Origin of the sequence: Microcoleus sp. B5-D4 (assembly GCF_036705145.1) — a bacterium.
In the GTDB taxonomy this organism is placed as follows: domain Bacteria; phylum Cyanobacteriota; class Cyanobacteriia; order Cyanobacteriales; family Microcoleaceae; genus Microcoleus.
The window spans coordinates 150,846-164,577 of record NZ_JAUBTV010000004.1 but is presented as its reverse complement, the minus strand read 5'-3'; the positions used below and the strand labels follow the sequence as shown (position 1 = coordinate 164,577).

Annotated in this window: 16 protein-coding genes; 11 read left to right on the top strand and 5 right to left on the bottom strand. The window is 44.7% G+C overall.

Translation table 11 applies throughout. The annotated features are described in order from the left end of the window. The first annotated feature begins 98 nt into the window (after positions 1–98). The 6 genes from QUB10_RS03615 to QUB10_RS03590 all read left to right on the top strand — a co-directional run bounded on the left by QUB10_RS03615 (position 99) and on the right by QUB10_RS03590 (position 2,722). Complete coding sequence (locus tag QUB10_RS03615) at positions 99–221, top strand: hypothetical protein (protein WP_333199625.1); 123 nt, start codon at positions 99–101, stop codon at positions 219–221. Between the two features lie 13 nt (positions 222–234). Next, entirely contained in the window at positions 235–426 is a 192-nt protein-coding gene (locus QUB10_RS03610) for an NAD(P)H dehydrogenase subunit NdhS (RefSeq protein ID WP_015175937.1), read from the top strand. Positions 427–722: 296 nt separating this feature from the next. After that, on the top strand, positions 723–1,391 hold the full coding sequence (locus QUB10_RS03605) for an HAS-barrel domain-containing protein (RefSeq protein WP_333144649.1): 669 nt from the start codon (positions 723–725) through the stop codon (positions 1,389–1,391). Positions 1,392–1,594: 203 nt separating this feature from the next. Then, positions 1,595–2,011, top strand: coding sequence for a XisH family protein (locus QUB10_RS03600; RefSeq protein WP_333150130.1), 417 nt, complete (start codon positions 1,595–1,597; stop codon positions 2,009–2,011). Then, positions 2,002–2,382 (top strand): XisI protein, encoded by a 381-nt coding sequence (locus tag QUB10_RS03595; RefSeq protein ID WP_333150128.1) that lies wholly within the window; start codon positions 2,002–2,004, stop codon positions 2,380–2,382. The genes QUB10_RS03600 and QUB10_RS03595 overlap by 10 nt, the downstream gene beginning before the upstream one ends. Before the next feature lie 103 nt (positions 2,383–2,485). Further along, the gene (locus tag QUB10_RS03590; protein WP_332959785.1) at positions 2,486–2,722 is read left to right on the top strand and encodes a helix-turn-helix transcriptional regulator; all 237 of its coding nucleotides are present in this window, start codon (positions 2,486–2,488) and stop codon (positions 2,720–2,722) included. A 173-nt stretch (positions 2,723–2,895) separates the two neighbouring features. Here QUB10_RS03590 and QUB10_RS03585 read toward each other — a convergent pair whose 3' ends face one another. Further along, positions 2,896–3,138 (bottom strand): helix-turn-helix transcriptional regulator, encoded by a 243-nt coding sequence (locus QUB10_RS03585; protein WP_333199622.1) that lies wholly within the window; start codon positions 3,136–3,138, stop codon positions 2,896–2,898. Positions 3,139–3,188: 50 nt separating this feature from the next. After that, on the bottom strand, positions 3,189–3,431 hold the full coding sequence (locus tag QUB10_RS03580) for a helix-turn-helix transcriptional regulator (RefSeq protein ID WP_333144653.1): 243 nt from the start codon (positions 3,429–3,431) through the stop codon (positions 3,189–3,191). Between the two features lie 121 nt (positions 3,432–3,552). Here QUB10_RS03580 and QUB10_RS03575 point away from each other — a divergent pair, with 121 nt between their 5' ends. Next, positions 3,553–3,804 carry a peptide ABC transporter substrate-binding protein gene (locus QUB10_RS03575; protein ID WP_333199620.1) on the top strand — a complete coding sequence of 84 codons (252 nt, stop codon included), beginning with the start codon at positions 3,553–3,555 and terminating at the stop codon, positions 3,802–3,804. 173 nt (positions 3,805–3,977) lie between these two features. Beyond that, on the top strand, positions 3,978–4,280 hold the full coding sequence (locus tag QUB10_RS03570; RefSeq protein WP_333199618.1) for a Rieske (2Fe-2S) protein: 303 nt from the start codon (positions 3,978–3,980) through the stop codon (positions 4,278–4,280). Positions 4,281–4,383: 103 nt separating this feature from the next. On the opposite strand, the gene QUB10_RS03565 is transcribed toward QUB10_RS03570, so the two are convergent. Continuing rightward, positions 4,384–7,281, bottom strand: a complete 2,898-nt coding sequence (locus QUB10_RS03565) for a TIGR02921 family PEP-CTERM protein (protein WP_333199616.1) — start codon at positions 7,279–7,281, stop codon at positions 4,384–4,386. Further along, positions 7,259–8,845, bottom strand: coding sequence for an exosortase O (xrtO, locus tag QUB10_RS03560; RefSeq protein ID WP_333199614.1), 1,587 nt, complete (start codon positions 8,843–8,845; stop codon positions 7,259–7,261). Before xrtO ends, QUB10_RS03565 begins: the two co-directional genes overlap by 23 nt. A 127-nt stretch (positions 8,846–8,972) precedes the next feature. Here xrtO and smpB point away from each other — a divergent pair, with 127 nt between their 5' ends. The 3 genes from smpB to QUB10_RS03545 all read left to right on the top strand — a co-directional run bounded on the left by smpB (position 8,973) and on the right by QUB10_RS03545 (position 11,701). After that, positions 8,973–9,440, top strand: a complete 468-nt coding sequence (gene smpB, locus QUB10_RS03555) for an SsrA-binding protein SmpB (RefSeq protein WP_006631384.1) — start codon at positions 8,973–8,975, stop codon at positions 9,438–9,440. A gap of 1,320 nt (positions 9,441–10,760) precedes the next feature. Beyond that, positions 10,761–11,477, top strand: coding sequence for a tetratricopeptide repeat protein (locus tag QUB10_RS03550; RefSeq protein WP_333199612.1), 717 nt, complete (start codon positions 10,761–10,763; stop codon positions 11,475–11,477). Further along, positions 11,474–11,701, top strand: a complete 228-nt coding sequence (locus QUB10_RS03545; protein WP_333199610.1) for an Osc7112_2153 family protein — start codon at positions 11,474–11,476, stop codon at positions 11,699–11,701. Before QUB10_RS03550 ends, QUB10_RS03545 begins: the two co-directional genes overlap by 4 nt. Positions 11,702–12,141: 440 nt before the next feature. Here QUB10_RS03545 and QUB10_RS03540 read toward each other — a convergent pair whose 3' ends face one another. After that, complete coding sequence (locus tag QUB10_RS03540) at positions 12,142–13,602, bottom strand: IctB family putative bicarbonate transporter (protein ID WP_333199608.1); 1,461 nt, start codon at positions 13,600–13,602, stop codon at positions 12,142–12,144. Positions 13,603–13,732 lie beyond the last annotated feature (130 nt).

Here is a 13,732-nt window from a genome sequence, read left to right as displayed (position 1 = left end):
AACAGGCATCTTGCCTGTGAGTGTTTGTGGAACAGGCATCTTGCCTGTTGAATTTGTGGAACAGGCATCTTGCCTGTTTAATTTGTGGAACAGGCATCTTGCCTGTGAGTGTTGGTGGAACAGGCATCTTGCCTGTGAGTGTTTGTGGAACAGGCATCTTGCCTGTTTTAGCATCAACTCTCGATCGCCAAGAAAAGGTAAACTATAAACAGCAAACATAACATTCAAACAATTATGATTTTTCCAGGTTCGGCAGTTCGAGTTAAAGATAAGGGTGAGATTTACTACGCCTTTCAAGGACAAGTCCAGCGAGTTAGCGACGGGAAAGTCGCGGTACTGTTTGAAGGCGGCAATTGGGACAAGCTGATCACGTTCAGGCTGTCACAGTTGGAACTTGTCGATGCTACGGCTGGTCGCGCGAAATAGTCATTAGTCATTAGTCATTAGTCATTAGTCATTGGTAATTAGTAATTGGTAATTGGTAAAGCAAGTATAACTGCCGGAAAATACACAAGTATGTCATTGCGAAGGTCACTCTGTGAAACTAAGCAATCGCAGGGGTTATGAGACCTTTACATTCTGTGACATACGAAAATTTATTTGCACCTACCTACTTACCCAAGACCAGTCTACTAACTGAAGACTATTGAAAACCAGCACAAAATTAATGACTAATGACTAATAACTAATGACTAATGACTAATAACTAATAACTAATAACTATGCGTTTACCTTTACCCCAATTTGCTACAAAAGAGCGCCATCCCGATCGCATTGCTGAGGTGATCGAGACGGCAACTTCGGAGTTTTTGGCTCAATGTTTGGAACCGGAAGACTTAAGCTTTCCCGTGATGCCACCTTTTGGGAGTTGGGTGAAGGCCGAGGATGAAGAGTCTAAAAATCAAATTTACGGCGTGGTTTATTATGCCACGACTAGCCCGATCGACTCGGTGCACAGAGCTCGCGCTTTGGGTTTGTCGCTGGAAGAGTTACGGGAAGAACAACCGCAGATTTTTGCGATGCTCAAAACCGAGTTTCGAGTGGCGATTGTGGGGTTTGAGACGGCGCCGGAAAGGTTGAACGGTCACGGCCCATCTAGGGGTAAAATTTATCAGTATTTGCCGCCGCGCCCGCCGCAAATTCACCAGGCGGTTTATCGCTGCGAACCGGATGAGGTGATTGATTTTACGGTGCAGTTGGATTTTTTGAGGACGCTGCTGGGGGTGGCTAATGCGCCGGTGGATGCGCTGACGGCGGCGGCGATTCGGGAGATTTATCAGTTGCGGATGCGCGATCGATCTTGGTTGGTGGAAGCGGGGAGGAGTTTGAGTGTTTTGTTGAAGGATGATTACGATCGGTTGAGAGTGATTTTGAGTCAGATTCATCCGTAGGGGGAAGCTGAATAGTATGTTTGAGGCCGATCGTCAAATATTGAGGCGATCGCACCAGCCAGACTCTGGTATTTCATGAGCCTTACAATTAAATGGAGGAGGAAGAAACGATCGCACTTAATTCAAAATGCGATCGCCCGTTTGTCTGGCACAGCCGTAAAAGATGATATAATGGGAGCGAGTAACATGATTTATCAAAATCTATGTCGGCCAAGGATATCTTTCATGCCTCTGTATGTTCAGCTTTGGAAAAGGAAGGGTGGACTATTACCCACGATCCTTTGTACCTCAAAGTAGACGAAGATAAGCTTTATGTGGACTTAGGGGCTGAAAATAATTTGTTAGGAGCCGAAAAGTACGGACAGAAGATAGCAGTAGAAATTAAGTGTTTTTTAGGTCTGTCATTGATAAATCAGTTTCACGAGGCTATAGGTCAAGCCTGGAATTATAAAGTGGTTTTGGAAGAGTCAGAACCGGATAGACTTCTTTATTTGGCAATTCCAGAAGATATTTATGAAGAGTTTTTTACTCGGCGTTTAGCTCGAATGTCAGTGACGCGGATGCAATTAAACTTGATTGTGTTTAATCCTGCGAGAGAGGCGATCGTTATATGGAAATAGAAAAGTATAGAGAGCTAATTCAATCAATCATTGAAAAACACTCTAGCTGCGGTTCGGACGATGGGGAGATAGAAACTGAAATTGCTTGTGACATCAAACGCGATCGCTATTTGATGTTTCATGTGGGATGGCGTGGAGAAAGACGAGTTTATGGTTGCGTTATTCACATCGATATTAAAGAGGACAAGATTTGGATTCAGCGAGATGGAACTGAAGTAGGAATTGCTAATGAGTTAATTGAAGTCGGAGTACCCAAGTCGGATATTGTTTTAGGGTACAGGTCTCCCTATATGCGTAAGTTTACGCTGGTTGGCGGCGGGCTAGGCGATCGCCCCAGCCAAACTCCGGTATTTGACGAACCATACAATTAAATTGAGAGGGAAAAAACGATCGCACTTAATGTACAAAGTTTACCGCACTTTGTGACAATCAGCAACGTTTACAGGAGGGTGACTCTCTGACACAATCGGGAGCATGGGAAGAGCAGGTAAAGCCCTCAAAAAAATATTAGAGGCATACGATATCAGTCAATATCAATTGGCGGCAAAGATGGAAATCGATCGCTCAAACGTTAGCCGTTGGGTGAGCGAAGAACGAGACCCATCTGCCGAGGCGGTATTTGCGATTAAGCAAGCGTTGCAGACATTCAATCGGCAGGCGGCTGATGAATTCGTCAGGTTGTACCTGGGAAATGGCGAGGAAAACGGTTAGGTTCTCAGGTGTGGAGAGTGTCGCACCGATCGCCCTTGCTGCATTCGAGGGCGATCGCCAATTAGTTTGTGAGAATTTATTTAAAGCCAGAAAGATTATATATTGTCAGCTATTTGTTGAGTCTATTTTAAGCATAGGTGGCATGGGAGACGATCGCCCGATCGCCCATATTATTACTCTTCGAGTTTTTCCTCCAAATCATCTAAATACAAACGAATAAAATCCCCTGCTGCATCGGGATTAATTTGCTGTAATCCCTTGCGAATCTCTAGAACCGCTTGAGATGCCGGATCTCTATTCTCGTTAACCCAACGGTTAATGCTCGATCGTCCAATGCCCATAATCGCTGCCAATTGATTTTGACTGATGCCATAGGTTTCTAAAACCTGCTTCAGCGCCTTTCCTGCCTTACTCATGCCTTCTATGTTCTCAGAAGCTCACAGCTAAGTAAAGATTGTGGACATTATTACTCTTCGAGTTTTTCCTCCAAATCATCTAAATACAAACGAATGAACTCCCCTGCGGCATCGGGGTTAATTTGCCATAGTGCTTTCCGAATGTCCAACACTGCCTCTGCTACGGGATCTCTACTTTCATTGACCCAACGATGAATGTTGGAACGTGCTACGCCCATTGTCACAGCCAAGCGATTTTGACTGATGTTATAAGTTTCCAGCACCTGCTTGAGTGCTTTGCCTGCTTTTGCCATGCCTCAGATTGTCTCAGAGGGCGATCTCTTCGTAAATGTTGCTTCTAGGCAACATTGAGGATAGAATGATTGTGTTGCTTATAGGCAACACAATCGTTCACTGCGAACACAAAAAACGCTTATGTCGAAAAACTTCCTTGCCAATCCCCCAGCAACCGATACTGCTACACAGACAGTACCTGTAGCAGAGCCTCCGCCACCCGATCGAGAACCCGTCAAAATCCTGCTGATAGGTTCTCCCAAAGCGGTGAGGAGCATCATTCACATCCTTTACTGTTTGGGTTTTGCCTCTGTCAGCGAGTGGAGCCCGCTGCAACCTGCCCAAAAGCCCGGTGAAGTTATGAGCATTCTCATGCGTTACCTGCGGCTATAGGGGTGATATAACATTCTTTGCGGGCGTGAATTACCGCCAACAGCTTGTACAGTCTATTCAGACTTTAAGAGGTGTTGGCGTTAGAATTAGACCGCGATCGCTCGTTGTTCACTATGCCTTTCGGGCGATCGCGCATTAATTGGCAATAATTTATTTAAACCGAGAAAGATTATATGTGGGTAGAGATAACAGGGCTGAATCAAGTTCCCGAATGGGATATTTTGAAGGTAAAAGTTGAGGGTACTTCGCTGATTTTGAATCGTCAAGGCATGAATGTCACTTGTTACCGCAATGCTTGCACTCATTTAGAATATCCGATCGACATGGGTAAGGTAAGCGGCGGTATCATTACCTGTCCGTTTCACAAATATCAGTACAAATTAGATACGGGTAAATGTTTGAATGCACCCGCCGATTCCCTGGAATCTTATCCGGTAAAGATTGAGGGCGATCGAGTTTTTGTAGAAATAAATTAGTCAGGACTTACGGACTCCGACAAAGAAACCGGGTTTTTTACGAAATACTTTGTTACACACCCTAAATTAGGTAAAAAACCCGGTTTCTGCGCCCATGTGTACTTTATACCGTTTTCGCGCGCCGCTGACGGAGAAAAACTGCCAAAAGCCCGATCGCACCTACCGTCAACAGTAGCCATTCTTCCGGTTCAGGAACCCCCGAAACATTCAGAGGATTATTCGGCTTACTCAACTGTTCCTTACCCGATTCTACCTCTCTGTCAAATCGATCGCTCTTAGCTTCCGCTGCTTTTAGCTGCTCCCTTTGCGCGTCATTAACTAACACAATCATCGAAGAATAAGGCGTCACAACTTTGAAATTTTTAGCTACTGCGTGCATCGCATCCAGTTGCGTCAATTGATTTGAATTTTTCTGCTTGCTAAGTGCAGTTATCAACTGCCGCGCAGCTATCGGTTTAAAACCTTCATTCCCGGTATCTTTTAGCTCTGTAACAGCCCCCGATTTGAGTGTCTTTTCTGATTTGGAATTTTTGGCATAACTCCAAGCATAGCCGTCAACAACGCTAACAGTAGATTGGCCCGAAGCTGCTGTCGTTGCTACTCGCTGCATCGCCTCTTTCATATCTGTAGAAACTCCGCCGCCGCTATCTTGAATGACCTTTAAAGTTGCGTCGTCGTAGCCGGGGGGCAAACCTCCCAAATGCACTGTCCATAGGGGTGAAGAGATGGAAAGTTTAAGTTTGCGATCGTCCGACAATTCGTAACTGTGGCGATCGCTCACCAAAAATACAGTATCGTAACTTTTATCGCCCTGCAACTGTGCAAACTGTTGCAGCATATCTTTGAGCTGGATTGTACCGTAAAATGTCACCTTTGCCGCATCGAAATTGCGTAAATCTTCCACAAACTTAGGTGGCATTCCCGCAGCGCTGGCGATATACAAATCAACACCATTTTTGCCTGCTGCATTAGCTTTCAACCATTCAAAAGTCTCTTTTACTTCCTTACTTTCCGCCGCCATGCTACGGGAAGTATCGAGAATAACTGCAAATTTCTTGCCTTGCGGTAGCGAGTAATTTGCATCAGCCAGCGGCTTAGCAGAAATGATATTTCCTCGCGGTAGAATCGCCTGCTGCGCTGTTAGCGGTTGCTGTGCGGCTGCGGGCAAAAAGGGTGGCAGCCAAGTTTCTCTTGCTTCTTTACCGCTGTATTTTACATCTTTCCCGGCGATCGTGCGCCGAGTATTTTGGTTCCAAAAAATGTTGCGTTTCTCAGCCAAAACAGGCATAGCCCAACCCTGGGGCTGGCGCATGACTTTGTAAGTAAGCCACAGGTGCATTTCCGTTGGCCCGCCAGTTGGGGTAAATTCTCGTTTTGCTGGGATTGGAAAAGCCCGCAAGCGGTATTGTTTGGGGCCAATTTGTTCTAGCAAAGCCGGATCGACTCTTTCTACTACCTGTTGATTGTAGACTTGTTGGGCGGCACCTCTAGGCGATACCGTAAATACAAAACGTTTGTTTAAATCGCCAGTATCTCCCAGCCAAACTCCTGTAACTGCGGCGCTTTCCGGCAGCGAAAAGTAGTAGAATACTTCTTGCAAGTTCGGCGTTTGATTTTTGTAAACTTCGTAGAGTTGAACGTCAGCCCAGTCGCCGTTTTCTTTGACTGTCACTTCTTGCGACTGCAACCATACTTTTTCTTGATTGACATTCAGCAAACCAGCTTTAGCTTCTTCCCGGTTTGATGTTGACTGTACCGCGTGTTTTACTGCTTCTGTATCGCCTTTTTGCAGTTGCGTATCGAAGAATTCGCCGTAGAGTTTTTCGGCTTTTTCCACATCAGCACTAGAGCCTTGATACAAAAACGGCGACATTAAAAAATTATAGCTGTTCTGCAAAGTTTGAGCCGCTCCGTCAGGGAAAATCCAACTATTTTTGTATAACTCATAAATGTGGTTGTTTTCTCCTACAGTGCTGAGGTAGCGGTAAGGGGACAAATAAGCGTTAACTAAGCCCGATCGAATCATATCAGACTTGGCTAATAAAGTTTGGCGAACCGTGTCATTTGCGGGGGGAGTCGCCAGCATTTTCAGCGCTGCGACTTGTGGCTGCTGCTGCAAAGCGGAGAAAATAGCCAGCCAAGCTGCTATGACTCCCAAACTTCCCATTAGCGCTTTATTTTTCCCGTATTGTGCAGCAAAACTCTGCCATATTTTCCGCCCGGAATGAATGTAGAGAAAGCCGTACAGCGAAGGCATGACAACGAATAAGCTACAGGTTAAACCAAACAATATAAACGATAGCGGTATCCAAATTAAAGCCGAGGCCCACGCCCCGTATCTAAACATCTCCAGAAATGGTGAGACCCATGTAAACTTGAAAAATTGAATGACGAAAAATAAGAATCCATAAAGTGTATACAATGCCACAGGTACAGCGTAATAAAGCAGCAATGTTGCCGCCCAAATGCCAACTACTACCATTAAACTGTGACATCCTAATTGCAGCCACGCACTTCGCTTTTCTCCGATTAACCTGAAAAAACGAGGTTGTTGATTAGGGGAATTCTGGGAATCGAAAATATTTTGCACATTTTCTCTTTTACCCAGATATCCGTACAGCATTTCCACTGAAAATGCTGCTATGCACAAAGCAATAGTAGCGATGATTTGAGAACTAGCTGGGGTGAGTTCTCGTAGCAGGAACAAGCGCAGCAAACAAAGCAAAAATAGCGGTGCTTCTACGCCGTAAAACCAACGCATTAGCTGTAGGGGTTGCTTGCGAAAACGCCTAGCCCCTATTACAGTACATACAGTGGGTACTGCGATCGTAGCTGCCATCGTCAAAGAAAACTCTAGCGGGATGATGCCATCGATTGTCGCCTTAATTAATGGCACTCCTATAAGAGGCAAAATTCCCAAGTAAACAATCGATAAAAATGTCAAATTCCAAACCCAAAATATTGTTTTAAAAATTCCATCAAATACCTGTTTGATTTTCATTTATTTCTCCTTGTAAGCTTTGTTTAACGGTAGTGTATACATTACTCGCAAACTCTTTTACTTCCTGATTTTCGGCTTGTAACGAACTGTCAAATAAAATGGAAACTAGCACCCAATTGTGATTTTTGTGGGTGAGGTCGCTGCCGATACGGGACATGAAGTTATCTGTAGTTAGCTGTGCAGATTGCAGCCAGTATGCTGCTGATAATTGGTTGTTTTTGAGAGACAGCCAGCGCGCTGTTACTGAAGGAGTTAGCTGTTTTTTTTCTATGCGATTGACGGGAATTCCGCTGGCTACAAAACACAACTCGGGGGCGTGATAAGTTTGCCAAGATGTGCTGGCTACTGTGAGCATGGAACCGCGCAAGTTGCCGGCGACAAATCTGATTTTTTGTGTTTGCGTGTCTGGATAGTTGCCAAAGAATTTTTGTTCGCTAGGATTGAGGGGAATAGACTCTGATTTAATGTATTCAGGTAATGTTAAAGAGGCGATCGCCATTTTTGGCGTTTCTACGTGAGACAGTTGAGCCATTACTGCCAAAACAGTGACTGCTGCAATTATTCCGGGTTTGGCTAAAGGGTGATTTTGCAGAATTTCTGAGTTTGGTTTTGCAGAAATACCGCTGGTTTTTTCTGGCTGAAATTTCGGTACTCGTTGCAGCATTAACCACGTCACAAAACAAGCACATACTAAACCGACAATTCCCAGAGGAACGTGCATAATTTGTGCTATGTTTGGCTGTTGAAAAACTTCTGAAACCAGGACTAACACGCCAACCCGCGCAGTGTTAGCACACACCAACATTAAGAGATTAGCAGCGCCGACTGCTAGCCATCTTAAGCTCAATTTACGCGCTTCCAGCCAGGTAGCAGCTAGCAAAAAGAGCGTTCCCACTAAGAGGGTTTTAATGCCGCTACAAGGCACGTCCACATGAGCGATGCCGTTTTCCAAAACGATAATATCGTAAGAAGAAATAGCCCCAATGTGCAGCAGGGAGAGCAACTGTTCTACTACCTGAGCAGTGAGCACTCGCGCTGGCAAACCTAATGCGCTATTAAACTGACTGTTGAATGGTAAAATACAAGCCAGCAAGCCCGCAACTGGTAAGTTTTTTCGCCAAAAGTTCGGCTTCACCAGTAAGCCGCACAGCCCGTAAGTTCCGAGGATAAATAGCAGGACAGTAATTTGTTTGATATCAATTATGCACTGAAGGGCGATCGAGCAAATACCCGCACCCAACATCAATAGCAGCGGATCTCGCCTCAAAACGAAATTGGGCGAAAATCCCGGCGGACGATCCTCTTCGAGGGATGCGCTAACGGAGTTCCCCGTCGATCGCACTACTAATGCTACAATCAGAAAGCCAATTACTATCTTGTACAGTGTGGGTATCTCAACAAACGAGGATAACAGCCACTTAACAGCCGAGATATTGGCCCAAAACCAAGCAAGCGCCAGCAAAAAAGGAGCCAGCCAAACCAAATTAACCGCAGGATGAGGAGTAACAGAATCTGGAATTGCAGAATCAGTGATATTGGTGCGCTGCATGATACCGCTTGACATTCACGTTGGTGACATCTTAGCTCAGCCAAATTGGTAATGTCTAGACCGATTATTTAAGTTTTGTCAAGCTTCGATTTTCTCTACAGAGAAGCTACCGTTATAATAATTAATTTTATCGGAGGTAAAAATGAGCGAAAAAAGTCCAGGATACAAAATTGTTAGCGATAACCGACAAGCGCGCCATCTCTATGAAATTATAGAGACATACCAAGTGGGAATCGAGTTGAAGGGAACCGAAGTCAAATCTATTCGGGAAGGAAAAGCCAATTTGCGGGACGGATATGGTTTAGTTCGGAACGGCGAACTGTGGCTCATCAACGTTCACATTTCGCCTTGGAGAAGTGCTAGCAACTATTTTAATCACGAACCCCGCCGCACCCGTAAATTGCTGATGCACAAGCAGGAAATTCGCAAATTAATCGGCAAAGTGGAAGAAAAAGGCTTGACTTTAGTGCCGTTAAAAATGTATTTGAAAGGCGGCTGGGTAAAATTAGATATCGGTTTGGGTAAAGGGAAAAAACTGTACGACAAGCGCGAAGATTTGAAGAAACGCGAAGATAAGCGGGATATGGAAAGAGCGATGAAACAATTTTAGTCATTAGTCATTAGTCATTAGTCATTAGTCATTAGTCATTAGTCATTAGTCATTAGTCATTAGTCAACAGTCATTAGTCATTAGTCATTAGTCAACAGTCATTAGTCATTAGTCAGTAGTCAGTAGTCATTAGTCATTAGTCAACAGTCATTAGTCATTAGTCATCAATTCCCCAGTCAACAGTCAACAATTCCCCAGTCATTAGTTATTAGTCATCAGTCATTAGTCATTAGACATCTCCGAAAAATCAACTAAAATCTTTGCTACTCGAAGGTTGAAAGTTAATTTATGGAGATGTTTATTACTCAGGAGTCATTAGTGATTAATGATTGGTAATTGCTGATTAGTGATTGATTATTTTAAATCTAGTTCGGTTAATTACCCATCATAAAATTGTTTGATATCCCCCGTTGAGAATTTTGAGGGCTTTCGTGGTCACTACAAACATAATTAGAGTTATAGCGCTTCTCAAGCGTGGTGAGGTATGGGGGCTTTGTCCTATGCCTATGCCCAATGCCCAATGCGCTATGCCCTATGCCCCAGAACACCTCATGTTACTGAGAAAGGCTATATCTTATCTGATACTTTTAATCCAGACAATCTCCGACAACCTGAGAGAATCCGAATATAGCACACTCATCAGACAGGTCCCAGAGCATGGTGGTATCCCACAAAGCTTTAAGGAAAATCCCTAAAGCGCTACTCAAACTGGGTGTTTTCTAACCACAGTTGGGGCAGTGAAAAATTTTAGAGCCACCTAACTTTTATGGCTCTAACCGTATTTTGCACAAATCAAGGAGGTGTATTCTTCACTGGTTTTGACCAACCTCGAACCGCAAGGATTACAGAGATGCTCTCAAGCGAAAGCTTGAGAGAAGTGAGAGAAAGTCCAAGTCATCATTACTGATGGTTTTATGCAGGCTACTTCAGTCTACACCAATTGTTATGAGTATTACCTACAAGTCTAGGAAAATATCATCCTAGCAATTGCTCCTCATACAGTCGCATACTGTCGATCGACTGACCGCTGAGTAAGTATTATTACTTAGGCAATGGCAACAGTTCTACCTTCTTGCTGCTTGCCGCTTCTTTTTCCTGAAAATATCCGGATGGCTTGTGGAGTCTCATGAATGATTAACCTATGCTCGAATACCTCTGGCTAGTGGGAAAATTACCCAAGCATTCGGCTGTGGACTGACAAACTCTTATGAGAAATGGGCTCAAACCTGAGTCATTTCGTAAGATTATGAGGCCATTAGGGTGGCAATTAAATCTGGCAAAAAAAATATCGCTCAACTCTCAAGTTAAAAAATGCTAAAAATGACACCATTAGCTAACATTTTCAATGCCATGAAAGAGCCAGCAAAAAACCATCACAACTCGAAGTGGGGAGCCTTCTTGCTGATCCTAGCAGTAGGCTTTGGCGGCTGGAAAATTGGGCGGCCGGAACTGGCATCTTTTTTTAATAATATGGCATTTGAAAACTACAAAGCCAATCGATTGGCTGATACTCAACAAGCATATGAGTTAGCGCTCAGGGTAGATCCAAAAAGCCGAACAGCTCTTTACAATTTAGGATGGCTTTGCGAAGAGGTGCAAGATTTAGAGTGCGCCAGAGCAAAATATCTGCAAGCTGCAAAACTCGGTCTGCCTGCTGCTTACAGCAACCTGGCTAGGTTATATATAGTCGATAAAAAAAACTATCCGGCTGCCGTTCACTTCCTGTGGCAAGGTTTGAAATTAGCTGAGGACGATCGAGTAAAATATTCTTTACTCAAAAACTTGGGATGGGCTCGCCTGGAACAGGGTCGATATTCAGAGGCATTGCAACATCTGGATGCAGCGATTAAACTTGATAGTGAAGGGCCAGCAACTTACTGCTTAAAAGCGCAAGTCCTAGAAAAGATGAAAAATACTAAGGCAGCGCTACCGCAGTGGAAAATTTGTCTAAAGTATGCGGATTCTCAAGAATTCGATGAGGATATATGGATAGGGATGGCACGTCAACGATTAAACGAGGAAAAAACAAATAAATGAAACGCACAGTTTTGTTTTCATCAACCATACTGGCAATTATAACGGTACTGGAGCTAAGTCAAGCCTCAACAGCACTCCCAACTCCTTCGACTGTTAACCCTGCCGTTAATGAATCAGTCGAAACGCCGTTCGACTCCAATCAATCGACCTGGCGGCGGTGCACAGATAGAGGTCGTTCTTATCCGTGTCCCAGATTCATCATGCCTTCGGAGAGCGAAGAATAAGAGTTATTTTCAATAAATTTTGTAGAGTGTATCATCACCACTTTACAGCAACAGGTATGTAGTATGTAGTAGTAGTAGTATACAGGGTGCGCCGTCCGCACCTTATAGCATTTGAGATTTGAGATTAAGAATTGAAGAATTGGAAATAACTTATGGCGATAAGGGTTTGCAGCTTGCATAAAGCTGCATTCTTTTTTTGCACTGATATAACTCTTAATCATTGCTGTATCGGCTATTGCTGGAATCCACACCGGGCGCAGGGCTGTTTCATTCGACCTAGGGGGAAACCCTCGTGAAGAACCCCGACATTTGAAACATCGATTTCATCATTCGTCGAGGGGGTAGGCAAAGAAAGGCACTACCCCTACAAAACGATGATTTCCCTGAGAATGAAACCGCCCTGCCACCAGGCGGGGATAAAACCCCGCCAGCAATTCTATCTACTCGCCCTGCGTCAAAGCTGAATCTTGCTGCTGGTGCGAGTTGCTGTAAAAACTAGCAATAATCGCCACCATCAACCACCAAAGCATATTAACTTCGGGCCTGTACCAAACTGTATCGACAAAACCGTGGGCCATCATGCCGGCTAAAGTTGCGATCGCCCCAATCAACCAAAACCCGTGATTCGATTTTAGATTTTGGATTTTAGATTTTTGATTTCGGGATTCTTCGTCTAAATTAGAGATGTTAAATTGTGCATCCCGCAGATTTTTGATCTGCAACAAACCTTGATTGACGGTGACAGTCATCAGCCAAAGGAAACACATTAAACCGATAAAACCGGTTTCCACCGCAATTTCCAGCAGCACGGAATAAGCGCTCAAAGCAGTGAATCTCGGCCTCATATAAAGCGGATAAACTTTATTAAAAGCAGTGTTTCCGGGCCCAATGCCGAGAATTGGTCGATCGCGAATCATGTCAATCACCGCCGTCCAAACATTAATCCGAAAATTGTTGCTGCTGTCACCTCGGCCGATAAACATACTCGAAACTCGATCGCGCAGAGGCTCCACTAAAGCCACTCCTAAAATTAACGCCCCAGCCAAACCTCCTAACCCTAACGGCAGCGCCCAAGTTCGCCAGAACCGAGGCATCAAAGGGCTGTACCAGTACCACACCAGCACTAAAAATACCACAAGTAGAGCCACAAAACCGATCCAAGCACCCCGGCTATCGGTGTAGCGCAAACACGCGCAATTCACCACCAGCATGGTCAATGCTAAAATTTTTGTTCCCCATCCTTTCCACACAAAAAGTGCGGCGGCGCTCAATGCAATGGCTGGCAGCAAATAGGAACCAAGCAAGTTAGGATTCCCCAGAAAGCTGTAAACTCGCGTGACATTGGCTTGAGTAGAAGTCGGATCGTTCCAAGTAGCTAAGGGCGGCACTTTGTCAATCCACTGCCGCACGCCGTAGAAACTGACAATTAAAGAGACGTTCAAAAATACGGCAATTAACCACGATCGCCAACGGGGATCTCGCAATATCCGAGCCATCAGCGCAAAAAACAGCAAATACAGCGTTAGCTTGCTCCAACCAGTAGCAGCGGCGACTTTCACTGGCGACATCGCCGTTGCGACGGTGGCAATGCCCCAGTACAGCATTACCAGCAAGTGAATCGGCGTGAAGGGGATCTCGCGATCGTCCGAAACAGTCAGCAGCACCCAAAATGCAGCGCTAGCCGCCATCAACACCCCCACCAAGGCATTGTTTACAAACGGTGCCAAACCGAAAGTCAAGGCCAGCAAAACAAAACCCAAGGGTTCGGCCCACTGCATCAGCCAGCTACTCTGCCGCCAACTGCGTAAAGAGCCGATCGCCAAATTGAATAAATAACTTCTACTTTGCCACTGAGAGAGCGGCAAATTTGCCAGAGTTAACTGTTGCCAAACTGAATTCATTGCTATTTTAGATTTGTACTTAGTAATCGGGCATTGGGCATCGGGCATTGGGCATCGGGCATCGGGCATCGGGCATTGGGCATCGGGCATTGGGCATTGGGAAAAAGGTAATTGTTATTTCTAACAACTG

Coding starts and splice junctions, on each gene's coding strand:
- QUB10_RS03585 (WP_333199622.1), bottom strand. CDS start 3,138: ATGAGTAAGGCAGGAAAGGCGCTGAAGCAGGTTTTAGAAACCTATGGC.
- smpB (WP_006631384.1), top strand. CDS start 8,973: ATGAGCGAAAAAAGTCCAGGATACAAAATTGTTAGCGATAACCGACAA.
- QUB10_RS03540 (WP_333199608.1), bottom strand. CDS start 13,602: ATGAATTCAGTTTGGCAACAGTTAACTCTGGCAAATTTGCCGCTCTCT.
- QUB10_RS03610 (WP_015175937.1), top strand. CDS start 235: ATGATTTTTCCAGGTTCGGCAGTTCGAGTTAAAGATAAGGGTGAGATT.
- QUB10_RS03580 (WP_333144653.1), bottom strand. CDS start 3,431: ATGGCAAAAGCAGGCAAAGCACTCAAGCAGGTGCTGGAAACTTATAAC.
- QUB10_RS03550 (WP_333199612.1), top strand. CDS start 10,761: ATGACACCATTAGCTAACATTTTCAATGCCATGAAAGAGCCAGCAAAA.
- QUB10_RS03600 (WP_333150130.1), top strand. CDS start 1,595: ATGTCGGCCAAGGATATCTTTCATGCCTCTGTATGTTCAGCTTTGGAA.
- QUB10_RS03545 (WP_333199610.1), top strand. CDS start 11,474: ATGAAACGCACAGTTTTGTTTTCATCAACCATACTGGCAATTATAACG.
- QUB10_RS03590 (WP_332959785.1), top strand. CDS start 2,486: ATGGGAAGAGCAGGTAAAGCCCTCAAAAAAATATTAGAGGCATACGAT.
- QUB10_RS03595 (WP_333150128.1), top strand. CDS start 2,002: ATGGAAATAGAAAAGTATAGAGAGCTAATTCAATCAATCATTGAAAAA.
- QUB10_RS03575 (WP_333199620.1), top strand. CDS start 3,553: ATGTCGAAAAACTTCCTTGCCAATCCCCCAGCAACCGATACTGCTACA.
- xrtO (WP_333199614.1), bottom strand. CDS start 8,845: ATGTCAAGCGGTATCATGCAGCGCACCAATATCACTGATTCTGCAATT.
- QUB10_RS03570 (WP_333199618.1), top strand. CDS start 3,978: ATGTGGGTAGAGATAACAGGGCTGAATCAAGTTCCCGAATGGGATATT.
- QUB10_RS03565 (WP_333199616.1), bottom strand. CDS start 7,281: ATGAAAATCAAACAGGTATTTGATGGAATTTTTAAAACAATATTTTGG.
- QUB10_RS03605 (WP_333144649.1), top strand. CDS start 723: ATGCGTTTACCTTTACCCCAATTTGCTACAAAAGAGCGCCATCCCGAT.